Source organism: Bifidobacterium felsineum (assembly GCF_002802915.1).
Classification (GTDB): domain Bacteria; phylum Actinomycetota; class Actinomycetes; order Actinomycetales; family Bifidobacteriaceae; genus Bifidobacterium; species Bifidobacterium felsineum.
The window spans coordinates 50,353-74,605 of record NZ_PEBJ01000003.1 but is presented as its reverse complement, the minus strand read 5'-3'; the positions used below and the strand labels follow the sequence as shown (position 1 = coordinate 74,605).

The 24,253-nt window shown below is 56.9% G+C and carries 25 protein-coding genes; 17 read left to right on the top strand and 8 right to left on the bottom strand.

Annotation, left to right across the window (positions count from 1 at the left end):
* Positions 1-35: 35 nt before the first annotated feature.
* Genes metK through CSQ86_RS06685 form a run of 4 tightly spaced genes read left to right on the top strand, consistent with a single transcriptional unit; the run spans position 36 to position 3,048 of the window.
* Entirely contained in the window at positions 36-1,229 is a 1,194-nt protein-coding gene (gene metK, locus CSQ86_RS06700; RefSeq protein WP_100494348.1) for a methionine adenosyltransferase, read from the top strand.
* Positions 1,226-1,933, top strand: a complete 708-nt coding sequence (locus CSQ86_RS06695; RefSeq protein WP_100494347.1) for a class I SAM-dependent methyltransferase — start codon at positions 1,226-1,228, stop codon at positions 1,931-1,933. Before metK ends, CSQ86_RS06695 begins: the two co-directional genes overlap by 4 nt.
* A 46-nt stretch (positions 1,934-1,979) precedes the next feature.
* Positions 1,980-2,303, top strand: coding sequence for a hypothetical protein (locus CSQ86_RS06690; RefSeq protein WP_100494346.1), 324 nt, complete (start codon positions 1,980-1,982; stop codon positions 2,301-2,303).
* 16 nt (positions 2,304-2,319) lie between these two features.
* Positions 2,320-3,048 (top strand): class I SAM-dependent methyltransferase, encoded by a 729-nt coding sequence (locus CSQ86_RS06685; protein ID WP_165773783.1) that lies wholly within the window; start codon positions 2,320-2,322, stop codon positions 3,046-3,048.
* A gap of 163 nt (positions 3,049-3,211) precedes the next feature.
* Here CSQ86_RS06685 and CSQ86_RS06680 read toward each other — a convergent pair whose 3' ends face one another.
* From CSQ86_RS06680 to CSQ86_RS06665, 4 genes are all read right to left on the bottom strand, one after another.
* Positions 3,212-3,655, bottom strand: coding sequence for a GNAT family N-acetyltransferase (locus tag CSQ86_RS06680; protein WP_100494344.1), 444 nt, complete (start codon positions 3,653-3,655; stop codon positions 3,212-3,214).
* A 91-nt stretch (positions 3,656-3,746) separates the two neighbouring features.
* Positions 3,747-4,772 (bottom strand): NAD(P)-dependent oxidoreductase, encoded by a 1,026-nt coding sequence (locus CSQ86_RS06675; protein WP_100494343.1) that lies wholly within the window; start codon positions 4,770-4,772, stop codon positions 3,747-3,749.
* Positions 4,769-6,034, bottom strand: a complete 1,266-nt coding sequence (locus CSQ86_RS06670; protein WP_165773782.1) for a pyridoxal phosphate-dependent aminotransferase — start codon at positions 6,032-6,034, stop codon at positions 4,769-4,771. The genes CSQ86_RS06675 and CSQ86_RS06670 overlap by 4 nt, the downstream gene beginning before the upstream one ends.
* A gap of 17 nt (positions 6,035-6,051) precedes the next feature.
* Positions 6,052-7,131 (bottom strand): Ldh family oxidoreductase, encoded by a 1,080-nt coding sequence (locus CSQ86_RS06665; protein ID WP_165773781.1) that lies wholly within the window; start codon positions 7,129-7,131, stop codon positions 6,052-6,054.
* A gap of 335 nt (positions 7,132-7,466) precedes the next feature.
* Between CSQ86_RS06665 and CSQ86_RS06660 the strand changes: the two genes are divergently transcribed.
* The 6 genes from CSQ86_RS06660 to CSQ86_RS06635 all read left to right on the top strand — a co-directional run bounded on the left by CSQ86_RS06660 (position 7,467) and on the right by CSQ86_RS06635 (position 12,522).
* Positions 7,467-8,228, top strand: a complete 762-nt coding sequence (locus CSQ86_RS06660) for an amino acid ABC transporter ATP-binding protein (protein ID WP_100494340.1) — start codon at positions 7,467-7,469, stop codon at positions 8,226-8,228.
* A gap of 73 nt (positions 8,229-8,301) precedes the next feature.
* Positions 8,302-9,120: a transporter substrate-binding domain-containing protein gene (locus CSQ86_RS06655; RefSeq protein ID WP_100494339.1), complete on the top strand. Its 819-nt coding sequence runs from the start codon at positions 8,302-8,304 to the stop codon at positions 9,118-9,120.
* A 92-nt stretch (positions 9,121-9,212) separates the two neighbouring features.
* Entirely contained in the window at positions 9,213-9,875 is a 663-nt protein-coding gene (locus CSQ86_RS06650) for an amino acid ABC transporter permease (RefSeq protein WP_100494338.1), read from the top strand.
* Between the two features lie 28 nt (positions 9,876-9,903).
* On the top strand, positions 9,904-10,152 hold the full coding sequence (locus CSQ86_RS06645; protein ID WP_100494337.1) for a mycoredoxin: 249 nt from the start codon (positions 9,904-9,906) through the stop codon (positions 10,150-10,152).
* A 141-nt stretch (positions 10,153-10,293) separates the two neighbouring features.
* The gene (locus tag CSQ86_RS06640) at positions 10,294-11,496 is read left to right on the top strand and encodes an amidohydrolase (protein ID WP_165773780.1); all 1,203 of its coding nucleotides are present in this window, start codon (positions 10,294-10,296) and stop codon (positions 11,494-11,496) included.
* Positions 11,497-11,634: 138 nt separating this feature from the next.
* Positions 11,635-12,522 (top strand): SPFH domain-containing protein, encoded by an 888-nt coding sequence (locus CSQ86_RS06635; protein WP_100494542.1) that lies wholly within the window; start codon positions 11,635-11,637, stop codon positions 12,520-12,522.
* 165 nt (positions 12,523-12,687) lie between these two features.
* Here CSQ86_RS06635 and CSQ86_RS06630 read toward each other — a convergent pair whose 3' ends face one another.
* Together CSQ86_RS06630 and murI are read right to left on the bottom strand one after the other, a co-directional pair.
* The gene (locus CSQ86_RS06630; RefSeq protein WP_165773778.1) at positions 12,688-13,536 is read right to left on the bottom strand and encodes a patatin-like phospholipase family protein; all 849 of its coding nucleotides are present in this window, start codon (positions 13,534-13,536) and stop codon (positions 12,688-12,690) included.
* 25 nt (positions 13,537-13,561) lie between these two features.
* Positions 13,562-14,356 carry a glutamate racemase gene (murI, locus tag CSQ86_RS06625; RefSeq protein ID WP_100494335.1) on the bottom strand — a complete coding sequence of 265 codons (795 nt, stop codon included), beginning with the start codon at positions 14,354-14,356 and terminating at the stop codon, positions 13,562-13,564.
* Between the two features lie 51 nt (positions 14,357-14,407).
* On the opposite strand from murI, the gene dapF reads away from it, so the two are divergent.
* Positions 14,408-15,301: a diaminopimelate epimerase gene (dapF, locus tag CSQ86_RS06620; RefSeq protein ID WP_100494334.1), complete on the top strand. Its 894-nt coding sequence runs from the start codon at positions 14,408-14,410 to the stop codon at positions 15,299-15,301.
* Between the two features lie 99 nt (positions 15,302-15,400).
* Here the strand turns inward: dapF and CSQ86_RS06615 are convergent, their stop codons facing one another.
* Positions 15,401-16,096, bottom strand: coding sequence for a vitamin K epoxide reductase family protein (locus tag CSQ86_RS06615; RefSeq protein WP_100494333.1), 696 nt, complete (start codon positions 16,094-16,096; stop codon positions 15,401-15,403).
* 136 nt (positions 16,097-16,232) lie between these two features.
* On the opposite strand from CSQ86_RS06615, the gene CSQ86_RS06610 reads away from it, so the two are divergent.
* From CSQ86_RS06610 to CSQ86_RS06585, 6 genes are all read left to right on the top strand, one after another.
* Positions 16,233-17,126, top strand: coding sequence for a PHP domain-containing protein (locus CSQ86_RS06610; protein ID WP_100494332.1), 894 nt, complete (start codon positions 16,233-16,235; stop codon positions 17,124-17,126).
* Positions 17,127-17,295: 169 nt separating this feature from the next.
* The gene (locus CSQ86_RS06605; protein ID WP_100494331.1) at positions 17,296-18,648 is read left to right on the top strand and encodes an ABC transporter substrate-binding protein; all 1,353 of its coding nucleotides are present in this window, start codon (positions 17,296-17,298) and stop codon (positions 18,646-18,648) included.
* A gap of 95 nt (positions 18,649-18,743) precedes the next feature.
* The gene (locus tag CSQ86_RS06600) at positions 18,744-19,679 is read left to right on the top strand and encodes a carbohydrate ABC transporter permease (protein ID WP_100494330.1); all 936 of its coding nucleotides are present in this window, start codon (positions 18,744-18,746) and stop codon (positions 19,677-19,679) included.
* A gap of 2 nt (positions 19,680-19,681) precedes the next feature.
* Positions 19,682-20,689 carry a carbohydrate ABC transporter permease gene (locus CSQ86_RS06595; protein ID WP_100494329.1) on the top strand — a complete coding sequence of 336 codons (1,008 nt, stop codon included), beginning with the start codon at positions 19,682-19,684 and terminating at the stop codon, positions 20,687-20,689.
* 76 nt (positions 20,690-20,765) lie between these two features.
* The gene (locus CSQ86_RS06590; protein ID WP_100494540.1) at positions 20,766-22,847 is read left to right on the top strand and encodes a beta-galactosidase; all 2,082 of its coding nucleotides are present in this window, start codon (positions 20,766-20,768) and stop codon (positions 22,845-22,847) included.
* A 42-nt stretch (positions 22,848-22,889) separates the two neighbouring features.
* A complete protein-coding gene (locus tag CSQ86_RS06585; RefSeq protein WP_100494328.1) occupies positions 22,890-23,948 on the top strand; it encodes a LacI family DNA-binding transcriptional regulator in 1,059 nt (352 codons plus the stop codon).
* A gap of 80 nt (positions 23,949-24,028) precedes the next feature.
* Here the strand turns inward: CSQ86_RS06585 and CSQ86_RS06580 are convergent, their stop codons facing one another.
* Positions 24,029-24,253, bottom strand: a complete 225-nt coding sequence (locus CSQ86_RS06580; protein ID WP_100494327.1) for a DUF3107 domain-containing protein — start codon at positions 24,251-24,253, stop codon at positions 24,029-24,031.

Genomic DNA, 24,253 nt, shown 5'->3' with positions numbered 1-24,253 from the left:
ACTAACAACCAATAAACACAGAAGGGGAACCGCCAATGACCAGATTACTCACCTCGGAATCCGTGACCGAAGGACACCCGGACAAGGTCTGCGACATCATTTCCGACTCGATACTCGACGCCTACCTTGCCCTCGACCCGGATTCACGCGTGGCCGTGGAAACCTCTGCCAAAGATGGCCTCGTGGTCGTGGAAGGCGAAGTCTCGGCGCCACGCACGTTGGACCATGTGGCCATTGTGCGCAAGGCCATCGCCGACATCGGTTATACGGATGCCGCCAGTGGCCTGGACCCTGAAGGCGCCGGTGTGATCAACAACATCCGCCCGCGTGAATTCGACAGCAACGACGGCGGCGCATGGGGCAACTACGGCGATGATAAGAAGGTCAGCAAGGAGGAGGCCTACAACACGTTCGGCGGCGATCAAGGCCTTATGGTGGGGTATGCCGCGGACGATACCAAGGCGTTGCTGCCATTGCCGATTTACGCCGCCAGCCGTCTCGCGGAACGCCTCGCCTACGTGCGCAAAAACGGCATCATCCCGCTTTTGCGACCGGACGGCAAAACCCTGGTCTCCGTGGAATACGCGAACGACAACATCACCTCTCCCAAAGCCATTCGCCACATTCTGATCTCCACCCAGCATTCCGACAAGATCGCCGTGGAAGACGTGCGCGAACAGGTACGCAAGGAAGTGCTCGAGCCGGTGCTCGCCACGCTGGATGTGGACGCGAGCGAAGCCGAAGTGGTGATTAACCGTTCGGCGTTCATCAACGGTGGTCCGAAGGCCGATGCCGGCCTGACCGGACGCAAAATCATCGTCGACACCTACGGCGGCATCGCGGGCCACGGCGGCGGCGCATTCTCCGGCAAGGATCCGCGCAAGCCCGACCGTTCCGCCGCCTACGCCGCACGCTGGGCAGCCAAGAATATCGTCGCAGCAGGCCTCGCCCGCCGTGCACAGGTGCAACTTGGCTACTTCAACCGCGTGGCCAAGCCCATCACCATAGATGTGGAGACCTTCGGCACGGAAACCGTGGACCGCGAGAAAATCCAACGCGCAGTGGCTGCCACGTTCGACTTCCGCCAGCTGGCCATCATCGATGAGCTTGACCTGCGCCGCCCGATTTACCGTAAGACCGCGGCCTACGGTCACTTCGGCCGTGATGACGCCGACTTCACGTGGGAGCGCACCGATAAGGTTGACGAGCTGTTGAGGAACGTGAAATGACCGATGCGTTCCGGCACGAATACTTCGATGACTTCGAACGCGACCATCCCAACATTTTCGCTTCGAAGCTGAAACTGCTGGAAACCGCCATCACGCTTGACGGTGCGCGCGAAACCGGGTACACGGTGTCCGTGGGAGCGGGCACCGGCTCCTATGAAGCGGCTTTGCGCGCCGATGGTTTCGAGGTCGATCGCATCATCGAGCCATCGGCGAATCTCGCCGCCGAAGCAAGGGCGCGTGGTTTTGATGTCACCGAGGCGTTCGCCCAGGATGTACCGTTCGAGGATTCCTCAATCGACACGATGTTCTACAACGGCAGCGCCTTCGGATTCATCGATGAAGCCACATTGTGTGACCTGTTCAGCGCGCATTACCGGCAGCTCAAACCGGGTGGCGTACTGGCGTTGCTCGACGTGCCGCCGGCCAGTGCATTGGGATTGGCGGTTCAGGCGTCATTCCTGATCACGCAGGAATCATACATATCCGAAGTATTGCGTTCCAGCTGGTACAGTGCCGACACCCCCCATAAGGAATATTGGCGTACCACGGACGAATACCGTGCGTTGTTGGAAAGCGGCGGTTTCACGCGATTGCTCACCTGGCAGACATTGCGCAGGCATCTGATCTACCAGAACGAAAGCGTCGAACCTGTGGTGCAAGGCTATCAGGAAGGCAGCTATGTGGCGCTCGTCGCGGTGAAATAAGGCGCTGCATTAATCATCGAGGGACAGAGAAGGCAAAAGAAGAACTATGACCATCAATCATTGGAACAAGGCGGCGGCAGGCGTGGCATGCGCGGTGCTGTTGACCCTTGGATTGGCAGCGTGCGGCAATGCGGGTGGCGCTGACGCCTCGCAACAGCCGTCCACTACCTCCAGCACAGTCAGCGACCATGCCGATCACGCTGACCATACTGGCCACAGCGACCATCAGGCTGATTCGACTACCGAGCCGACCACGGATTCGGCCACCGATCAGATGACGGACAAGCTCACCGACCAGACAAATGAGGATGCTGCCGAAACCTCCGGTGCCACGGCTTCCGGCAGCTCGGGCTGCTGCAACGAAGAATAATACGGAAAGGCCAATTATGGCGGAACCATACATCGATCGATATCAGGACAACGGCGCGATTCTTGACGAAACATGGAAAGCGCGCCCCAACATCTACGAGTCCCGCCTGAGGCTCCTGCACCGGGCACTGACCACGAAGGACCCGGGCAAAATCCTGTCCATCGGTATCGGATCAGGCATCTTCGAGACCTTACTGCGCGAGCGTTACGGCATCGAAGTGGCGGAGGCCGTGGAACCCTCGGCTTCATTGGGCGCCGAGGCGCGCAAGAAAGGATTGCACGTTACGCAAAGCACCGCACAGGATTACGATTATGCGGGCGCGCCTTACGACACCATCGTCTATAACGGGTCCAGTTTCGGCTTCATCCCGGACGATGAAATCGAAGCGACGTTCGCGCACAACCGCGAAGTGCTTGCCGATGGGGGACGCCTGGTACTGACGGACGTGCCCGAGGAGAGCGCGCTGGGCATCATCCTGCAGCTCGCACAGAAATACGACATCAAGCGTGAGGATATCGATGATCTTCTAGCAGGCACGACGTTTTTCAACCTCAACACGCATGCATACAAGCCGAACTGGCATCCCATCAGCTGGTATGCGACGCTGCTTGAGCGTATCGGATACCGTGATCTCAAGTTCTTCCAGACGGTGCTCGCCAATCCTCCATACCAGAAGGATGCCGTCGAAGATCCGATCGAGGGATATACCAAGGGCAATTACGTGGCCATCGTGGCCAGTAAATAGCCAAACGGGGCTTTCGAAGAGAGTGAAAGCCCCGTAACCATAACGAATCGTCCGTATGCTCGCGCAACTGATGACATATGCGCGGACATACGGACGATTTTGTACGTAATAACCTTTGTGAGTTCGCGCGCATTGCACAATGACTGCGCGAACATACAGACGATCAGAGATCGCGATCGAAGTAAATCACATCTGGGCGGGTCTTCCATCCCTGCTTTTTCCAGAATTCCTGCCCTTCAATATTGTCCGCCACGACCATGATGCCGATTTTGATGATGCCGATGGCTTTGAACACGTCGTAGATGCGGTTGATGAGCGTAGTGCCGATGCCATGCCCACGCCACTGTTCATCCACAGCAACATGGTAGAGATAGCCCTTGCGGCCATCCGTGGCTCCCAGCGCGGTGGCGATGACCTTGCCGCTCTCATCCACGGCAACGAAGCAGGAATCCGGGTTCTTCGCCAGCAGCAGTGCGATGCCGCCATATGTATTGTTCAGCGAATGCAGATGCATGCCGGGCGTATGCTCCCAGAGGGTATAGGCTTCTTCATAATCCTCAGGTACCATGCGGCGGATTCGTATGCCTTCATCTTGCCAAGCGGTCATATGATGTTCCTTTCTGATTGTTGCCGTTATGCGCTGCACAATGGCGTAATAGGCTCACGTCATGAGCCGGAGTTCGAGATGATTCGAAAAGTCAGTGGCTATGCGATTGATTATCGTACGGCGCGATTTCATGGGGGCTTGTGCCTCCGGTGATCAAGGTAAGCGTGTCATCCAGGGATTGCCACACCATGTTCTTGACCGCGATATCGGTGAAGAATGCGATATGCGGTGTGATCACCACGTTATCCATTGCATGAAGCGCGTTGTAATACGGGTTGTCGATGGGTTTGCCGGCATCGAGCTTGTTGCCGAACAGCGTCGCCTCGCCTTCGAGCACATCGATGGCGGCGCCGGCGATCTCATGACGATTGAGTGCGTCGATCAGCGCCGGTGTATCCACCACGCCGCCGCGGGAATTGTTGACGAAATAGGCGGTCGGCTTCATCTGCGCGAAGCGGCGGGCATCCATCAAATGCCGCGTCGTGGCGTCAAGATAGGTGTGCATCGTCACCACATCCGCCCGTGCGAGCAGCTCGTCCTTACCCACCCAGGTGAGTATGCCGTCGAGATCATGATTAGGAGCGATGTCATTGCCCAGCACCGTGGCACCAAGTGCGTGGAAGATGCGGGCTACCGTCGAGCCGATACGGCCCACGCCGATGATGCCGATCGTCAGTTCGCTGATTTCGCGCGAAATCAAGCCATATACCGAAAAATCGTGTCGTGTGGCGCGGTCATCGAACTGCGGCACATGGCGGATCAGCCGCATGATATGCGATAACGTCAGCTCGGCCACCGCGGAAGGGGAATAGGAAGGCACGTTGGTGACGCGGATGTTATTGCGCGCCGCCTCCATCAAATCGATGGTGTCGTAACCTGCCGAACGCAGAGCGATTTGCCTGATGCCATAAGCGCTCAAACGCTGATAGAAATCAGGGCGATCGCTTGGCGCGCTGCGCTGCTTGTAGGAGAGGCCGTCGAATCCCTCAATGGTGTGGAGCGTGTCCTCATGCAGCTCGAACGGGAAGCATTCCACATGAATGCCGTGATCTGCCGCCCATTGTTCGGCAAACGGTTGCTCCTCCTCGATGCAGTGGTATAAGGCGATGGAAGTCATGATGCTTGGGTCTTTCTTGATGTGCAATGAGCTGGAATATGGTTGGGATTGGATTCCACGAATTCACGAATGCGGTCCACGGCCTCATGCAATGTGTCGAGACTGGCCGCGTAGCTGAACCGCACATGGCGTGAAGGTCCGGGCGCAAACGCCTCGCCTGGTATGCCGGCAACTCGCGCCCGCTGTGCCAGTAGTCTCGCATAGTCGTACCCCGTGCCGGTGAACTCGGCGGGCACCTCAACATAGACATAGAATGCCCCGGATGGGCTGGCCATGGCAAAGCCAAGCTCGCGCAGGGCTCCCACCAGATAGTCGCGGCGCTCGCGGTACTGCTCCACCATGAGGCTGATGGACTCGTCGCCATGCTCGTAGGCGACCTGCGCGGCATCCATCGTGAAGGTCGCCGCCGTGGAGACATGAATCTGATGGACTTTGCCCAGTTGCTGAGCCAATGCATGTGGGGCGGCGAGAAAACCGAGCCGCCAGCCGGTCATCGCATAGCTTTTCGACGTGCTATCCACCACAATCGTGCGTTCAGGCGCGAACTGCGCGATGGAAGGAGCCGGGCGTGCCTCATAGCTGATCTCCGCATACACTTCGTCGCTCAATACCGTCACATCATAGCGTTGCACAACTTGAGCCAACGCCCGCAGCTGATCGGCGGTGAACGTGACGCCGGTCGGATTATTCGGAGAATTGAGCACCAACACCGTATTGCGGCTTTGCACCGAACGCAATGCCTGCTCCAACGCTTCAGGCGTCAGAATGAAATCGGTGTCGGTGGTGTCGATCGGTATGCTTGCGGCACCCGTAAGCTGCGCCATACTGGCGTACAGACCGAACGCGGGAGTCGGATACACCAAGGTCGCATCCGAATTGAGCAGTGCCGTCAATGCACTGCTGATTGCTTCGCTTGCTCCTTCGGTGACGATGATGTCATCCGCCGGGAAGTTGAGATGGCGCCGACGCTGCAGATAATCGGCGATGGCCTGCCGCAACCCGGGTGTGCCTGCATTCGGCGAGTAATGCGTGCGGTGCCGGGCAAGACTTTCCACAGCCGCATCGGTGATGAATTGCGGAGTCGCGAAATCCGGCTCACCGAGCGTGAGCTTGAGAATTCCGGGAATGGTGGAGACCTCCCGGTCGAACGCGCGTATCACCGAAGCCGTGAGATTGCCAAGTTGCGGAATCACGGCTTGCTCTGGACGGAAAAGGTGCTCATTTGAGATGGAACCGTTGATAATCACTGACTGTTGATTCATGAAATGCTGCCGGTCTTTCATTTGAGATATTCAGCGTGGGGAGCTGCGATACCCACGCGTCGGGCGATGACCCCCAATTGTTCGAATGTGACCGGATCGATTGCGATTGAATCCGAATTCGCCTGTGCCGCGGCCTTTTCCTTATCGCCAGCCACCAGCACAGGATGCCCATCGACCGAGGGTAGTGTGCGCAGACGGGAGGATAGTGATGCAACGCGCTCGCTGATCAGTTCAGCCCCGCCGAATGCTTCCAGATCGATGGCCGCGAAACAGTGGCAAATATGCTGCCCCTTCATATCCCAGGAAAGGATGCCGCCCGAAAGTATGCCGGTCAGAATTTCCACAATCAGATTGAGCCCATAGCCCTTGTATCCGGCGTTCAATTCTCCGGAACCGCCCAATGGCGTCAGACCGCCGATGCGATGCGACGCGGTAATCTTTGCCATGACGCTTGCCGAATCATGGTTGATCGCACCATATTCGTCTACCGCCCAGTCGCCTTCAATGGGTTCGCCGAGCTTGGCCAATACTTCGATTTTGCCCAAAGATACGGTGCTGGTTGCCGCATCATAGACGAATTGGTCATCGCCTCGCCCAACGGCAAAAGCGATGGGATTGCTGCCCAAGGCCGGCAGGCCGGCATGTGTGGGCACGGCCAGCGGATTGCTGTTGGTGGTGGCCACGCCGATGAATCCCTGATCGGCGGCCATACGAGCCCAAAAACCTGCGGTGCCGAAATGATTGGAATCGCGCACCGAAACAATGCCGATGCCATGCTCATGGGCCTTGTCGATGGCCAGCCGCATCGCATCTCGGGAAATCAATTGCCCCATGCCGCTATGCCCATCCAGCACAGCGCATGCTTTGGCATCGCTCACCACGCTGGTGTGCGCGTTCGGATCGATCATGCCGTGGCGAAGCTTGTGGTCGTACATGGCCATGCGTTGCACGCCGTGCGAGGCGATGCCGTGACGGTCGGCGTCAATCAGTGTCTCGGCGATGAAATCGGCGTCCGACGCAGTGAAGCCGCGACGCTCGAAGACAGCCGAAAGGAAGTCTTGCAATCCCTCGATGCCGACGCGCACATATTGCGACATGGCGTATCTCCCCCTATCCTTCGTTCCCGAACATGACACTCTGTTCTTGAACCTAGCACGGCAATTCTTCAATCCGTGTGGCGTGGCAATCGGGAAATCCAATAACAAGCTACAAATCAGACCTGTACCATGTGCATATAAGCAGACCCATAAATTTGCAGACAGCAGAATTCGGAATGCATGGGATAGCATAAGTGTCGCTGTGGGTGGCGATAGCTGCTTATAGGTAATGCATATAACCACGCCGGAGCATGGAATTGCTGGCAAGGTTATAGTGAACCAGATTCGTGAGGCAGATTGGCTGTCCCATGAGCAGGAATCAGGAGAGGACACCAATGATTCAAATCAGGGGAGTGAGCAAAAGCTTTGGAGGCACCACAGTGCTTGACGGGCTTGACCTTGACATCCCTCGGCGCAGTGTGGTCACGATTATCGGTCCCTCGGGTTCCGGCAAGTCCACGCTGCTTCGCATTCTGGATTATCTGGAGCATGCTGACTCGGGCACGGTTGATTTTGGCGATGGTCCAATAGATTTGACCACCACAAAAACTGCCGAGATTCGCAAGGTTCGTTCAAAGATTGGATTTGTATTCCAGAATTACAATCTGTTCCTGAACAAAACCGCATTGCAGAATGTAGCTGAACCGCTGGTGTATTCCAAGGGCATTAAGCCCGACGAAGCCCGCAAGATCGCAGCCGAGCAGCTTGATCGTGTGGGACTTGCTGATTTTCGGGATCGATACCCGAGCACACTTTCCGGCGGCCAGCAGCAGCGTGTGGGTATCGCTCGCGCCGTGGCATTGAGCCCGGAACTGCTGGTGCTTGACGAGCCTACTTCCGCGTTGGACCCGGAAATGGTCAATGGTGTGCTGGAGGTCATCAAGCAGCTCGGCAAGGAAGGCATGACCATGCTGATGGTCACCCACGAGATGCGATTCGCCTATGAGGCATCGAATCAGGTGGTGTTCATCGAAGGCGGCCATGTGATTGAACAAGGTGATCCGAAGCAGATTTTTGAACATCCGCATGAGCAGCGTACTGCGGAATTCCTGTCTTCCACCAATAACGTATTGCTGATTCCTGCGGCTCAAGCCTGAGCCCGGATGGGTTCGTGCATATTCGCATCGAACATAGGTTTTGACACCTACGAATAAGAGAGAGGTATTTGTTATGTCTAAGAATCATGGAATTCGCAAGGCTGTCGCCTTGTTGTCCGGTGTTGCCGTATTGTTCTCTTTGGCCGCCTGCGGCTCTTCTTCCGCTGGATCTTCCAACGCCAGCGCTCTGGAACAGGTCAAGCAGGCCGGCAAGATCGTCTTTGCTACGGAAGGCACCTACGCCCCGTTCAGCTATCATGACTCCAAAACCAACGAACTGACCGGCTACGATGTCGAGGTGGCCCGCGCCATCGCCAAGGAAGTCGGCGTCAAGGCCGAGTTCGCGGAGGGCAGCTTCGATTCCCTGCTCGCCGGAGTGGACGCCAAGAAGTACGATACCGTCGCCGACCAGATCTCTGTCACCGACGAGCGCAAGGCGAAATATGACTTCTCCGACGCTTACACCTACTCCTACGGTGTTGTGGTAACCACCAAGGAGAACCCCAAGGGCATTAAGTCCTTCGACGACATCAAGGGCCTCCAGGCCGCGGAAACCGGTACGTCCAACTGGAACAAGACCGCTCAGGAAAAGGGTGCCACCATCGTTCAGGTCAACGACTTCGGTCAGGCTGTCGACGCACTGACCACTGGCCGTGCGGATGTCACCTTGAATGACGGCCTTGCCGTGCTTGACTACCTGAAGCAGAAGCCGAACGCGGATATCAAGATCGTCGCCAAGAGCGATTCCGCCCGTTCCGCCGCGCTGCCGTTCCGCAAGGGCAGTGAGGATCTGATCAAGGAAGTCAACAAGGCCATCGCCAAGCTGCAGAAAGATGGCACGTTGACCAAGATTTCCGAAAAGTACTTCGGAGAAGACGTCTCACAAGAGTGATTTCACCATTTGATTCTTCCTGGTCGGTTATCAGCGTGAACCGGCCAGGAAGAATCATCCAGTGAACCGACTAACCGACAAAGGATAACCTCATGGACGCACGAGTATGGGGAATAGTTGTAGATTCCTTCACCAAGCTGCTGATTCCCGGTCTTACCGTAACCATTCCACTGACGCTGATTTCCTTCGCCATCGGTCTTGTCCTGGCGATTGTGGTGGCTCTGGTCCGTGTGGCAAAGGTGCCGGTCGCATCGCAGATTGCATGGTTCTACGTATGGGTCATTCGTGGCACTCCGTTGCTGGTGCAGTTGTTCGTGATCTTCTTTGGCCTGCCGTCCATCGGCATTACGATCCCGGCTCTGCCCTCCGCTGTGATTGCCTTCTCGCTGAATGTAGGGGCATACGCGGGGGAAACCCTACGTGGCGCCATACAGGCCGTACCAAAAGGTCAGCTGGAAGCCGGCCTTGCTGCCAATATGCCGTATATCACGATTATGCGGCGCATTGTACTGCCCCAGGCTTTCCGTTCGGCGTTCCCCGCACTGTTCAACTCGTTTATTGCCTTGGTGAAGGACACCTCCTTGGCTGCGAATATCACCGTGGTGGAGATGTTCATGTCCGCCCAGCGCGTAGTGGCTATTTATTACGAGCCGCTGGCCCTGTACATTGAGGTGGGTCTCATTTACCTGTTCTTCTGCACGATACTGACTTGGCTGCAGAACTATTGCGAAAAGAAACTCAACGAACACTTCTGAATTTAAGGAAGCATAAGGAGATACCGATATGGCTATTGACATTTATGGCGCAAGTTGGTGCGGCGACTGCCATCGTGCCAAGGCTGCACTGAATGATTTCGGTGCGCCGTTCACCTGGCATGACATTGAAACCGAGGACGGGGCTGCGGATAAGGCTGTGGCCATCAGCGGCCAGAAGCATATTCCGGTTGTCGTCTACTCCGATGGGGCGTTCCAGGTGGAGCCTTCCGCTCTCGACATCAAGCACAAGCTCGAGGAACTCGGCGAACTCAAGTAGTTTTGCGCGTGCGATTCGCGTGTGATCATCAGCATATTGCATATTGCATATTGCATATTGCGATTGGCTCCCCAAAAGGGAGCCTTTTGCGTAATTGAATCGTAATTCCATACTGTAATGGCCAATGAAGAGGGGTGCATTATGACCAATACCGCATTGCAGCAGGAGCTGGAAACCTATTACACCTGGTTCCATCAGCATCCGGAACCGAGCTATCAGGAGCATGAAACCACGGCACGCATTGCCGAGATCCTTGCGAATCACGGCATTGAAATCCTGGATACTGGACTTGCGACCGGCCTGATTGCACGGATCACAGGCGAATCGGAAGCTCATGAAGGGGGCGGACACGTAGTGGCAATACGTGGGGATATCGATGCATTGCCAATTACCGAGGACACTGGTCTGCCCTACGCATCACAGAATCCAGGGTATTTGCATGGCTGCGGCCATGATTACAACCTTACGGTGGCGTTGGGTGCAGCGATCTTGCTGCATGAGCGCCGCCGTGATTTCGCCGGCGAAGTCAAGGTCATCTTCCAGCCGGCTGAGGAAGTGGCTGCGACCAAAGAGACGCCGACCGGTGCCGTGACGATTCTCAACACAGGTGCATTGGATGATGTCGAAGCCTTTTTCGGCACCCATGACACGAATGCCGGTGAGCCTGGCACCGCGCTGATTTCAGCCGGGCCGGACAGTGGCGCCGTGGATAAATTCCGCATCACCGTGCACGGTCGTGGTACGCATGCCGCTCGTCCGAACGGTGGCGCGAATCCCATTCGTGTGGCAGCCGCCCTGGTAGACGGTATTCAGTCAATCAGTGGGCAGGATGTGGATCCGGTTCATCCGCGCGTGGTGACTGTCACCAATATCGAAGCGGGCAATACCTGGAATGTGGTGCCGGACACCGCTTTTCTGCAGGGCACAGCACGTACCGCATATCCCGAGGATCGCACCATCATCCATGATCGGATCGCGTCGCTGGTTGCGGGCATCAGTGCGGCTTACGGTGTAATCGGCGATTTCGAATGGGAGTATGGCTCGCCCTCGGTGATTAACGATGCGGATTGGGTGCAATTGGCATCGGATACCGCTGCGGACCTCGGCTTCGACGTCAAGCCATCCGCGCCTTCACTTGGTGGAGAGGATTTCTCATACTATCTCGCCCAAGCGCCTGGCGCTTTCGTCCATCTCGGCGTCGGTAATGGTGATCGGCCGATGCATGGGCCCACATTCTTTGCGAAAACCGATGCCATCGCCGATGGCGCTGATTTGCTGGCCACATTGGCTCAGCGTGCGCTGGAACGGCTGCGGAACGCACATGAAGCACATGCAACGCGGTGAGACTTATATTCCAGGTCCTTCGATTCCGATCCTCACACTGGTAGCATGGAAGTTGTTGGGTCACGGCACAACGATATGCCGTGCTTAGCCCTTGGAAAGGGGGCTTCAATGACCATTGCAGCCATGTTGGGAGGAACCATGCTGTTGCTGCTGATTTTGCTGATCATTATTATTCTGCTGCTGTTCGCCGCGATTTTCGTCGTGCCACAACAGCAGGCATACATCATCGAACGATTCGGCAAGTTTCTGAAGGTGCAGTTCGCCGGTATCCATATGCGTATCCCATTCGTGGACCGTATCGCCATGAAAACGAACATGCGTGTGAACCAGTTGAACGTGCAATTGGAAACCAAGACGTTGGATAACGTGTTCGTCACCGTCGTGGCCTCCACCCAGTTCCGTGTGAATCCGAATGATGTGGCCACCGCATATTACGAGCTGCGTGATCCGGCCGGCCAGCTGAGGAGCTACATGGAGGACGCCCTGCGTTCCGCCATTCCGGCCCTGAGTCTGGACGATGCCTTCGCCCGCAAGGATGATGTGGCCTCCGACGTGCAGAAAACCGTGGGCAATGAGATGAGCCGCTTCGGCTTCACCGTGGTCAAGACCCTGATCACCGCCATCGATCCTAGCCCGCAGGTCAAGAACGCGATGGACTCCATCAACGCGGCCCAGCGTGAAAAGGAAGCCACCCGTCAGCGTGCCGAAGCACAGCGTATTCAGATCGAAACCCAGGCTGCTGCAGAAGCCGAGAAGACACGTCTTCAGGGTGAAGGTCAGGCCAACTACCGTCGCGAAATCGCCAACGGTATCGTCGATCAGATTAAGAGCCTGCAGGCCGTGGGCATGAACATCAACGATGTGAACAATGTGGTGCTGTTCAACCAGTATCTTGATGTGATGCGCTCACTGTCCGAATCCAGCAATGCCAAGACTGTGGTGCTGCCGGCCTCTACGCCGGGAGGTTATCAGGATCTCTATGAGCAGGTCACCAAGGCCATGCTCACCGCTTCCGAGACCAAGTGACCTCAGACGGTTTCCCACCCCACCCATGTGCTTATCCCCGCTGACTGTAGGTTTTTAAACTTTAACTGTAGGGTATTGAACACTGACTGTAGGATATCGAACGTAATTCGTTTAAAAACCTACAGTCAAAGTTCAAAAACCTACAGTCAGGATGGAAAGTTTCTTCTATTTGTTGAGGAATTTCGGGATAGCCTCGGCGGCGGCGTATCCCTTGCGATACATCATCTCCAGGCCCTCGAAGTTCTTTTTCAGGGTATTAAGGCCATAGAGATCTTCGGGAGCAAGAATCAAAACCTTGCCCTCTTCTTCATACCGCTTGGCAAGTTCGATCTCATCGTTATAGGTCTTATAACGTTCACGTAAGCGCTCGGCTGCAGCCGGGTACGAACGTTCAAGAATGCGGGCCGGTGGCAAATCCTTGCGCTGTTGACGAACCTCATCGCGCAAGCGGGAAAGGATCAGGATCACGCGCTCGTAGCCGTCGTCCAATGCCTTCTGCACCGGTACCGGGTCGGCGATGCCGCCATCAAAGTACGGCACGCCATCCACCATATATGGTTCGCATGCAACCGGAACGGCAGACGAGGCCTTGACGATATCGAAATCGTCAAAACGGATGCGGGACTTATCGAAGTACTTCGCCGAGCCGTCCTCGGCATTGCAGGCTATTACGGTGAATCCGGTGGGATTGGCCTCGAATGCTTCGAAATCCACCGGATACTCGCCGTCATGATTGCTCAACGTGCCGTAGATGTAATCCAAATTGGCGAAGTTGTGGTTCTTGAAGAAGCTTTCCGCGCTGGCGTATTCCTTGCGGAACGCATACTTCGTGTAGAACGTATGATTGCGGCCATGCTGGCGGGCGATGAATGAGGTCATGTTGGCTGCACCGGCGGAAACGCCATAGCACATATCCACGTCTATGCCGTCCTCAAGCATGCGATCCATCACACCGCAGCCAAAAATCGCTCGGAATCCGCCACCCACATCAATCATTGCAGTTTTGTATACCATAAGAATCCTTCTGTAGTAACTTCTCTTAACGATTCAGCAATTCGTGGGAAAGCGTGGCAATGCGCTCGGAGGGGTCGGAATTGGAAAGCTCCACGCTGCCGGTTGCGCCTTCCGGTGCCAATTTGCCCAAAGATTCCAGCACCACACGCAAATGCCGTACCGTGCCCTCATTGCCGTCGATGATGGCCGCACGTTCGGGCAATAGCTCGCGGAAGTAATCACGATAGAACACGAAATGCGTGCAGCCCAGCACCACAGAGTCAATGCGGTTCAAATCATATTGATCAAAATAGCGATGCAGCGTATCCATCACCAACTGATGATTGCCAAGCTGACCGGATTCCACGATTTCCACCAAATCAGGGCATGGCTCCTTGTAAATCTCATTATCCGAGTCGAAGCGCTCCATCAATTTCGCGAATTTCCGTTCACGCAGGGTCAGGGGAGTGGCTGCCACAATCACCCGTTGCGGAATATGATGCGGATCGGATGGCACATCGCCGCGATCGCATGCCACTTTCAGGGCTGGCTCCATACCGATGATCGGAATGTCATAGTGTTCGCGCAAGTCGTTCACAGCCGCGGAAGTGGCGGTATTACAAGCGATTACCACTGCTTTGGCACCTTGATCGACAAAGCGTTCGACAATCGCAAAGCTTAGCGACTTGACCTGCTCAGGCGTCTTGATGCCATACGGGGCATTGGCGGAATCGCCGAAGTACAACACGTGCTCGGCTGGCAGATCCCTGGCGATTTGCCGGGCCACGGAGATGCCGCCAAGACCAGAATCGAACACGCCGATCGGCGCAGTTGAACTCATGCCTGATTCCTCCCTGTTGTTGTGTCGATTACTAGAGTACTCTTACAAGGCATGAGCCTTCCGAAACAAGTAACCAAAGCACACGGTACCGGCAACGATTTCGTCGTCTATTTAGACCGTTCCGGCCAATATGAGCCCACCGCGGATGAGGTGAGGTTCCTGTGCGATCGGCATTTCGGCATCGGCGCTGACGGCCTGATTCGCCTGACCCGCCCTGATTTCGTTTCTGATTTAAGTGATGACCAGATCGCGCAGATGCTGGCCGGCGGCGCACGCTGGTTCATGGACTACCGCAATGCCGATGGATCGTTGGCGGAGATGTGCGGCAATGGTACGCGCGCCATCACCCTGTTCGCTCAGCGTGAAGGTGTGGCGGATTCCACCGAGCCGTTCCGTTTGGGTACGCGTGCCGGTGTGAAGATCCTCACCCCGCGCGGCAATATGAAGCCGTATGGCGCTGACGTGTTCCAGGTGGAGATGGGCGCATGGAAGATTGGTGAACTGGATGCCTATGAAGTGACCATTCCCGGCACTGCCGGCTCCGCTCGCGGTACGTTCATCGACATGGGCAACCCTCATGTGGTGGCGGTAATCGAAGACGCATTCGCTTCCCTGCCGGTGGTGGAAGACCTCGATTTGGTGACCAAGCCGGTGGTGAGCCCGGAAATCGAATCCGATCAAAACGTGGAATTCGTGCGCGTCGACGATATCGACGAGGCCGCTGGCACCGGCGAAGCTACCATGCGCGTCAATGAGCGCGGCTGTGGCGAAACGCTGTCTTGCGGCACCGGCCTATGCGCCACGGGCATCGTGCTGCGGGCCAAGACCGGCATCAGCCATTGGGACATCACCGTGCGCGGTGGCACGCTGCGTGTGGATGTGACCGATGAGGATGTGAAACTCACTGGTGCCGCCACGCTCGTGGCTGATATCACGCTGTTGTAGCCGGCGAGAAACAGCGCACAGATGAAGGGCTCCCTTCCAACGAAGGGAGCCCTTGGCATATGTCGATATGGTTATCGATTCAATATTGGTTTGCTGCGATCATGCGGCGAACAGCGCGGCACCTTCGGTGACGAAAATCAGTGCCACAATGGCCACAATCCACAGCACATCAATCATCAAATCGAAATTGAGACGATAGTACTTGTTAAGTCCCGCCGGAATCTCACCGGTTGCCTTGCTACTGGGCAGCGCCTGCACCGCCACGGTGGCATGGCTCAGCGCCATGAACTGGATGGTGGTGGAGAACATCAGCGTCAGGCACCATGGGCACAATGCATGAATCACGAACAAGGACTGCGTGCTCAGCCAGTATGAATAGGCGAGTGCCGCCAGACCGCCGAACCAGGTGCAGGCGGCGAACCAACGTGGTACCCGTACGCGGGTCAGGCCAATCACTGCAATGGTCACGAACACTGATTCCGCGGCGATGCCGAAGAATGCGTTCGGGTAGCTCAACCCACCGAATTTTATGATCTCAGCCTGCCAGGATTGTGCCACAGTGGTGCAGGAAATCACGGAATTCACATCGCAGCCGAGCTGCGCATCGGGATGGCGGGCCAACTGCAAGGTTTCCGCCGACAGGATGAACGACGTGCCGAGCGCCACCACAGAGGCAAGCAGCATGATCAGATACGTCCACGTGGCACTATGACGCCAGCCGGTAAGTGGCGCGGACGTGGTGCCGCTGTTCGCTGCAGCTGCTTGGTCTTGGTCGTTTGTGGCATTACGAGTCATGATTCCCCCTAACGTTCAATTGTGTTCCACCATAGCCGTGCCCCCGGCCGGAGAATTGGCCGAGCATGGTGCCTCAAGCCGTTAGCGCAATATTCGAATGTGGTTATGGCGTAGGCATGCTGGGCATGAGGTTACGATGGAACGTATGACTGGATATGAGATGCCTGTGGCCCCGCCGAAAACCGGGTGGGACATCCATTGCCACACCGTGTTCTCCGATGGTACGGAGACTCCTGCCGCTTTGGCTCAGCAATGCAAGGCGCAGGGGCTGAAAGGCGTTGCCATTTCCGATCATGACACCACGGCCGGTTGGTCGGACGCCGAGGCCGGGGCTCGCGCGGTGGGATTGCCGTTGCTGCGCGGCACGGAGATCACTGCCACGGACCAGGGTGTTTCGGTGCATATGCTTGGATTCCAGTACGATCCTGAAAGCCCTCACATCGTCGACTTGTTCGCTTCGACCAGAGCCGCCCGATTGCGCCGCACGCAGCGGATGGTTGAACTGATGTCTCATGATTATCCGATTTCCTGGGAGTCGGTGTTGGCCCAGGTCAAGGAGGGCGGGAAAACCACGATCGGGCGGCCGCATATCGCCGATGCCCTGGTGAGCGCCGGCGTATACCGGAATCGGTCCGAGGCATTCGCCGATGCGGTCAATGCCTCATCTAAGTACTATATTCCGACTCCTTCTCCCACCACGCATGAAGTGGTGGCTGCCATCAAAGAGGCCGGAGGCGTGATTCTGGTGGCGCACGCCGCGGATTTGAGTCGCAATCGCCGGTTGCTGTCCGATGAGCAGATCGCCGCGCTGGCGGATGAAGGCTTGGATGGCTTGGAAGTGTGGCATCGTGGCAATCCGCCGGAACAGCGTGAACGGTTGCTGGGGCTTTGCCGGCGTTTCCATCTACTGGTGACCGGTGGTTCGGACTGGCATGGTAAAGGCAAGCCGAATCTGTTGGGGGAGAACCTCACCGATGAGGCGACCGTGGCGGAAATAGTGCGCCGCGGTGTGCTGCCGTTGTATCGATAGATCTCGATGTGAATCGCGGGATATGATTCATATCCTGCTGAATAATGTGCGGAAATTTACTGCGTGTCGCTCGGTTTGACATTTTGGTACACAGGTGTATCATCATGGGTATTGGTACATAGGTGTACCAAGGAAGCATCCCGAACAATGGGGTAGGAGGAGACACATCATGCGTAACGTCAAGAAGGCCATCGCGGCAACAGCGGCAATCGCCACTCTCGTCGGCCTTGCGGCCTGCGGCAACGGAAGCGGTGACGGCAACGCCAACAAGGGCGACGCCGATAAGGCCGAACTGGTGTTCTGGGGCTGGGATTCCGGCAATTCGATGAAGGACATCATCGCCAAGTTCGAAAAGGCCAACCCCGGCATCACCGTGAAGTTCAACAACACCGGTACCGCCGAGAAGACCTCCACTGCGCTTTCCAACGCCATCGCAGCCGGCAATGGCGCTCCGGACGTCGTGATGCTCGAAGACCCGACCGTCACTCAATTCGCCGTCACCGACGGTCTTGTGGATCTGAGCGAATTCGGTGCCGACAAACTCGCCGATGACTTCGCAGCTGGCCCGTGGAACAAACTCCAATACAACAGCAAGCCATACGCACTGCCGATTGATTCCGGCCCGGAAATGTTCTTCTACAACAAGGCCGTGTTCGACAAGGCCGGAGTGGACGGCGAATCCATCAAGACCTGGGACGACTACTACGAGGCAGCCAAGAAGATTCGCGCCACCGGTTCCTACATCACCAACCTGGCCGGCACCTCCAACGACTACCAGCCGTTCACCGCACAGATCTGGCAGGCCGGCGCCCAGCCTTGGAAGGTCGATGGCGAGAAGATCACCATCAACATGACCAAGGACGAAGGCATGCAGCGCTACATCAAGTTCGTCCAGAAGCTCATCGACGAAGACCTTGTAGACACCAAGACCCCGAACTGGTCCGACGATTGGAACCGCGAACTCAACGACGGTACCATCGCATCCCTGACCATCGGCGCCTGGATGCCGATCAACCTGATGACCGGCGCCCCTGACCAGGCCGGCAACTGGCGCGTCGCCCAACTGCCGCAGTGGGAGGAAGGCCAGGAGGTCTCCGCTGAAGACGGCGGCTCCGCACTCGCCGTGGTCAAGCTCTCCAAGAACCAGGCCGCAGCCTACAAGTTCATCGAATACATGACCCACGGTGATGGTGCCCAGGTCATGGCCGATACCGGTACCTTCCCGTCCCTGAAGAAGATCCTCACCTCCGACTCCTTCACCGATCCAACCACTGAAGCCAACAAGAAGACCAACGACTACTTCGGTGGCCAGAACGTGAACGAGGTGCTCTCCGAAGCGGCACAGCGCCCGACCGAAAAGTTCCAGTACCTGCCGTACAACCCGTTCGCCCAGTCCTCTTACGGTGACGAGGTCTCCAAGGCCTACACTGGCGAAATCACCTTGGAACAGGCGCTCGAGAACTACGGCAAGAAACTGGCCGAGCAGGGCGAGCAGCAGGGCTACACCGTCACCGTCAAGTAAGATTCAGCCGGCGTGATCCGGGTGACCAGGAGCGGGGATGCTCCCCAGTATCCCCGCTCTTTTTATGCCCGGACGTTGATGGAAAAGGAAAAGAAATGTCACAAACAGTAGGTGTGAGCCCGGAAATGGCGGGGCTGCACACGCCTGAGGCTCGAATCAACAAGCATAAGGCCGACTGGCGTGGTTGGAAATTCATGTGGCCATTCGCCGTGGTGTTCATCTTCGTGTTCATCATTCCGATTTGCTACGCCATCTACATCAGCTTCTTCAAGAAGCAGATGATCGGTGGCACCAAATTCGTAGGACTTGAGAATTACTCCCGTCTGCTGAGTGACACCCAGTTCTGGAGCTCTGTAGGCCGCGTGGCTATCTTCACCATCTTCCAGGTGCCGGTCATGCTCTTCCTCGCGGCGGCGATGGCATTGGCGCTGGACTCCATGAAGCTGCACGGTACGAAGTTCTTCCGCATCTCCACATTCCTGCCGTACGCTGTGCCGGCCGTGGTCTCCACGTTGATCTGGGGCTTCGTATACGGCGCCAAGTACGGCCTGGTCGGCTCCTTCAATAGCTTCTTCGGCACCCATATTGATGTACTTAGCCCAGATGTACTGCTTGCCGCCATCGCGAACATCAACACGTGGGAGTTCACCGGCTACAACATGCTGATCTTCTACAGCTCGCTGTCCACGATTCCGCATTCCCTGTATGAGGCGGCTTCCATTGACGGTGCTTCCGAATGGCAGATTGTCAAGTCCATCAAGCTGCCGGAGTTGAAGGGCTCCCTGGCGATCACGGTGATTTTCTCCATTATCGGCAGCTTCCAGCTGTTCAACGAGCCAAGCATCCTGCAAAATATGGTCCCCGGTAATGCGATCACCACGTACTACACGCCGAACATGTACGCCTACAACCTGAGCTTCTCCGGTAACCAAAGCAACTACGCCGCGGCCCTGGCCATCGTCATGGCAATCATCACCATGGCCATCGCCTACATTGTGCAGCTGAAGAGCATGAAGGAGCAGATGAAGTAACCATGAGCACTGCAACTATGACTTCGAACGGACGCCTCACCGAGGCTGAGCTCAAGGCTCAGGAAAAAGCAGCCAAGGCCGCCGAAAAAGCTCGTCAGAAGCGCATCGCCGCCGACGAAAAAGCAGAACGTAAGCGTGCGGCCAAGAACGGATTCTCCAATCCGGCCAACCCGACCCGCTCCATTGGCCTGACCGTCGTCTGCGCGATTTTCGCCATCTACTGCCTGTTCCCGTTCGCCTATCTGGCGATCAACGCCACCAAGACCCAGGCCGACTTCACCAGTACGTTCGGCATGGGCTTTGGCAAGACCTTCGCCTTGTGGGACAACATCGTGACGGTCTTCACCTACCAGGACGGCATCTTCGGCCGCTGGTTCATCAACACCATACTCTACGTGGTGGTGGGCGCCGGCGGCGCGACGCTGCTCGCCATCATGGGTGGCTACGCGCTGGCGAAATTCCGCTTCCCCGGCCGCAACCTATGCTTCGCCATCATCATCGGTGCCATATCGGTGCCGGGCATCGCGCTGGCTGTGCCGCAGTTCCTGCTGTTCGCCAAGCTGAACCTCACCAACACCCCATGGTCGATGATTATCCCCAGCTTGGTATCCACGTTCGGCTTGTACCTCATGTGGATCTTCTCCGATCAGGCTGTACCTGATGAACTGTTGGAAGCTGCCCGCGTGGACGGCGCGGGAGAATTCCGCACATTCTTCCAGATTTCCCTGCCTCTCTTGGCTCCTGGCATTGTGACCACCGCATTGTTCGCCATCGTGGCGACGTGGAACAACTACTTCCTGCCGTTGATCATGCTGAAGGATTCCAACTGGTATCCGCTGACCATCGGTCTGAACCAGTGGAAGGACCAGGCCTCGACGGCCGGCGGCCAGGCCATCCAGAACCTGGTGATCACGGGCTCGTTGATCACGATCATCCCGCTGGTTATTTCCTTCCTGTGCCTGCAGAAGTACTGGCAGTCGGGCCTCGCCGCAGGAGCCGTCAAGGAATAATCCCAAAACTCTGGCTCCCTTCAACGGGCTCATGACCCACAAGGGAGCCAATACCAATACCATTCAAGGAAACATCATGGCAGCACGCAGATCGTTTACATGGCCGGCATTGTTGACGAGCGACGGTCGAGGCATCGCATTCGGTGGCGACTACAATCCCGATCAATGGTCAGACGACATGGTGGATGAAGACATCCGCCTGATGCATAAAGCACATGTCAACACTGTGGCCCTCGCCATCTTCAGCTGGGACAAGATCGAGCCGCGTGAAGGCGAATTCACGTTCGATTGGCTCGACCAGATTATCGGCAAGCTGGGCGAAGCCGGCATCGCCGTCGATCTTGCATCCGCCACGGCTTCCGCTCCGATGTGGCTGTATGCTAAGCATCCGGAAGTACTGCCTCAAGACAAATATGGCCATACCGTGAACCCCGGTTCCCGCCAATCCTGGCAGCCCACGAGTCCGGTGTTCAAGGAGTACGCGCTCACCCTATGCCGCAAGCTCGCCGAACACTACAAGAACAACCCGTATGTGACCGCTTGGCACATGGGCAACGAATACGGCTGGAACAACCGGTACGACTACTCGGACAACGCCCTCAATGCCTTCCGCGTATGGTGCGAAGCCAAATACGGCGACATCGAGGCACTAAACGCGGCATGGGGCACCGCCTTCTGGTCCCAGCATGTCAATGATTTCAGCGAAGTGTTGCTGCCACGTCACATGGGCGGCGATGCGATGGTGAACCCCGCCCAACAGCTCGACTATGAACGGTTCGGCAATGATATGCTGCTCGACTTCTACAAGGCCGAGCGTGACGCCATCGCCGAGATCTGCCCGGATAAGCCATTCACCACGAACTTCATGGTCTCCACCGACCAGTGCTGCATGGACTACGCCAAGTGGGCAAACGAAGTGGACTTCGTGTCCAACGACCACTACTTCCACGAGGGCGAATCCCATCTGGACGAGCTCTTATGCTCGGACGCGCTCATGGACTCATTGTCCCTGGGCAAACCCTGGTACGTGATGGAGCACTCCACGTCCGCGGTCCAGTGGAAGCCGCTGAACACGCGCAAACGCCACGGCGAGCTCATGCGCGACGCTTTGGCACATGTGGCCATGGGGGCCGACGCCATCAACTTCTTCCAATGGCGGCAATCCTCCTCAGGCGCCGAAGCGTTCCACTCGGCCATGGTGCCGCACGCCGGCGAAGATTCCAAGATCTTTCGCGGCGTATGCGAGCTCGGTGAGGCGTTGCACACACTCTCCGAGGCAGGGCTGCAAGGCGCCGAACTGGAACATGCAGACACGGCCATTCTGTTCAGCGCCGAATCCGAATGGGCCACGCGCAGCCAGACGCTGCCCAGCATGCAACTCGGCCATTGGCATGATGTGCGCGACTGGTACCGGGGGCTTCTGGACGCAGGTCATCGTGCCGATGTGGTGCCGCTCGCCTACGATTGGAGCGGCTATCGGACCATCATCCTGCCCACCATGTTGATTCTGTTCGATCAGGACGCCCAACGTATCGCGGACTTCGCGCAGGCCGGCGGCACCGTGATCGTCGGATATGCCACGGGCATTATCGACGAGAACTTCCGTGTTGGTCTCGGCGGGTACCCGGGTGCCGGGCAAGGACTCCTGCGCGATATGCTTGGCGTTCGTAGCGAGGAATTCAATATCCTTGGGCGTGAAGCCGAAGGCGAGTCCCATGAGATACGGCTCACCAACGGAAACGTGTCAAGGCTCTGGCAGAACGACGTGACCTCCCTGGCATCGGATGCAACGGTTATCGCCGCGTACGTTGGCGCAGAAGCCGCCGACTGGGAACTTGACGGAGTGCCTGCCATCACCAGCCATCCATACGGCGCCGGCACCGCCATCTATGTCGGCTGCGATATGGATCGGCAAGGCATTGCCCTGTTGGCTGGCGCCCTCGGGTTCAAGACAGGAGACCCACGAATTGTGCACACTGTTCGGCGGACGGCGGACGGCACTGGATTCGACTGCTATCTCAACCGCGGCAAACAACCTGCAACCCTGCCGAACATTGATGGTGAACCCATTATCGCCTATCGATGCGGCAGCGGTTCGGTGTCTGGCGAATATGTACTGCAGAGCAATTCCATACTCATCACCAAGCGGGTAGAATGACCCTGTTATCGAAGCGGCGCATGGGATAGTGAGGAGATTCACGTGAGCGAGGCACATCCGGGGGCAAAAAGGCGCGTAACGTTGCGCGATGTGGCTCAGACGGCCGGTGTCTCGCTCAAAACCGCTTCGAACGTAATCAATGGTTCCGGGCGCATGAGCAGTGAAACAAGGGCCAAAGTCGAGGCGGTTATCAAGGAACTTGGCTATCAGGTGAATGTGGCCGCGCGTAACCTAAGCCGCAACCATACCGGATTCATTACGCTCGCAGTACCTTCGCTCACGCCGCCATACTTAGCTGAGCTCGCCAATCGCACCATCGATGCCGCACGCCAGCATGATTACTCCGTATACGTGACCACCTATGCGGAAGGATCCGCCAAAGGCGCCCGGGATCTGCTGAAGAAATTCAATTCCACTGTGTCTGATGGCATGATCCTCTCCATGAGTGAGGTGGAAAACATCAGCAAAAAGGATTTGGAGGTCGACTTCCCGCTGGTGGTGGTCGGCGCTCGCACCACATGGGGCATTGCCGACCATGTGACCCCGGATGATGTGAATGCCGCGGCCCAAGCGGCAGGTTACTTATATGATCACGGGTCGAAGAGATTGGCGGTGATTGGTGCTCGTGGCGACTATGACGAGGCCGCGTTGCTGCAATCAGTGGAAGGCAATGCGCAATTGCGATTGCGTGGTGTGATTGAAGAGGCACATCGTCGAGGATTGGCCATTGACCCGCGATTGGTTGGTGCCACCGATCAGGATTGGACGATTGGTGCCGGTGCCCGTGTGACCCAGCAGCTGATCGATTCAGACGTGCCATTCGATGGGGTAGTGGCACTGAACGATCAATTGGCCATCGGCGCGTTGACTGCACTGCGCATATCGGGTTACGACGTGCCTGAACAAGTGCAGGTGATTGGTTTCGACAACATCGAAGAAGCCCCATACCTGCAGATCCCGCTTACCACCATGGATTCCCGGCTGGAATGGACGGCGCCGACAGCCGTGAATCGTATTCTTGCCCGTATCCGAGGGGAAATTACCGAGCCGGAATTATTGACCTGTTCCTCCCAAGTGATCGCACGAGCCACCACACGTTAGCAATGTGCCCATGTATGCAATGATCCCCTCTGACCATCGGCCAGAGGGAATCGATCAGCGGTAGTTTTGGGTAATGCCGATCACAGTGCGCCGAAGCCCACTGCATGCTTGGTGTCGGAGCCGATGATGGCGTAGCCCAATGCCTTTGCCGGCACGATGATGCGGCGGCCCTTGTCGTCGGTCAGGTCGATGGTCGTTCCTTCGGCAACAGCCTGTGCGATGGCGCTGCTTACTTCATCGGCGGACTGTTCGGTGCTGAAGTTCACCGGACGTGCCACATTCTCGATGCCCAGTTCGATATCCAT

Coding starts and splice junctions, on each gene's coding strand:
- CSQ86_RS06660 (WP_100494340.1), top strand. CDS start 7,467: ATGATTCAAATCAGGGGAGTGAGCAAAAGCTTTGGAGGCACCACAGTG.
- CSQ86_RS06635 (WP_100494542.1), top strand. CDS start 11,635: ATGCTGTTGCTGCTGATTTTGCTGATCATTATTATTCTGCTGCTGTTC.
- CSQ86_RS06665 (WP_165773781.1), bottom strand. CDS start 7,131: ATGTCGCAATATGTGCGCGTCGGCATCGAGGGATTGCAAGACTTCCTT.
- CSQ86_RS06610 (WP_100494332.1), top strand. CDS start 16,233: ATGGAACGTATGACTGGATATGAGATGCCTGTGGCCCCGCCGAAAACC.
- CSQ86_RS06695 (WP_100494347.1), top strand. CDS start 1,226: ATGACCGATGCGTTCCGGCACGAATACTTCGATGACTTCGAACGCGAC.
- CSQ86_RS06605 (WP_100494331.1), top strand. CDS start 17,296: ATGCGTAACGTCAAGAAGGCCATCGCGGCAACAGCGGCAATCGCCACT.
- CSQ86_RS06690 (WP_100494346.1), top strand. CDS start 1,980: ATGACCATCAATCATTGGAACAAGGCGGCGGCAGGCGTGGCATGCGCG.
- CSQ86_RS06675 (WP_100494343.1), bottom strand. CDS start 4,772: ATGACTTCCATCGCCTTATACCACTGCATCGAGGAGGAGCAACCGTTT.
- dapF (WP_100494334.1), top strand. CDS start 14,408: ATGAGCCTTCCGAAACAAGTAACCAAAGCACACGGTACCGGCAACGAT.
- metK (WP_100494348.1), top strand. CDS start 36: ATGACCAGATTACTCACCTCGGAATCCGTGACCGAAGGACACCCGGAC.
- murI (WP_100494335.1), bottom strand. CDS start 14,356: ATGAGTTCAACTGCGCCGATCGGCGTGTTCGATTCTGGTCTTGGCGGC.
- CSQ86_RS06680 (WP_100494344.1), bottom strand. CDS start 3,655: ATGACCGCTTGGCAAGATGAAGGCATACGAATCCGCCGCATGGTACCT.
- CSQ86_RS06685 (WP_165773783.1), top strand. CDS start 2,320: ATGGCGGAACCATACATCGATCGATATCAGGACAACGGCGCGATTCTT.
- CSQ86_RS06640 (WP_165773780.1), top strand. CDS start 10,294: ATGACCAATACCGCATTGCAGCAGGAGCTGGAAACCTATTACACCTGG.
- CSQ86_RS06650 (WP_100494338.1), top strand. CDS start 9,213: ATGGACGCACGAGTATGGGGAATAGTTGTAGATTCCTTCACCAAGCTG.
- CSQ86_RS06595 (WP_100494329.1), top strand. CDS start 19,682: ATGAGCACTGCAACTATGACTTCGAACGGACGCCTCACCGAGGCTGAG.
- CSQ86_RS06590 (WP_100494540.1), top strand. CDS start 20,766: ATGGCAGCACGCAGATCGTTTACATGGCCGGCATTGTTGACGAGCGAC.
- CSQ86_RS06580 (WP_100494327.1), bottom strand. CDS start 24,253: ATGGATATCGAACTGGGCATCGAGAATGTGGCACGTCCGGTGAACTTC.
- CSQ86_RS06615 (WP_100494333.1), bottom strand. CDS start 16,096: ATGACTCGTAATGCCACAAACGACCAAGACCAAGCAGCTGCAGCGAAC.
- CSQ86_RS06655 (WP_100494339.1), top strand. CDS start 8,302: ATGTCTAAGAATCATGGAATTCGCAAGGCTGTCGCCTTGTTGTCCGGT.
- CSQ86_RS06670 (WP_165773782.1), bottom strand. CDS start 6,034: ATGAATCAACAGTCAGTGATTATCAACGGTTCCATCTCAAATGAGCAC.
- CSQ86_RS06600 (WP_100494330.1), top strand. CDS start 18,744: ATGTCACAAACAGTAGGTGTGAGCCCGGAAATGGCGGGGCTGCACACG.
- CSQ86_RS06630 (WP_165773778.1), bottom strand. CDS start 13,536: ATGGTATACAAAACTGCAATGATTGATGTGGGTGGCGGATTCCGAGCG.
- CSQ86_RS06645 (WP_100494337.1), top strand. CDS start 9,904: ATGGCTATTGACATTTATGGCGCAAGTTGGTGCGGCGACTGCCATCGT.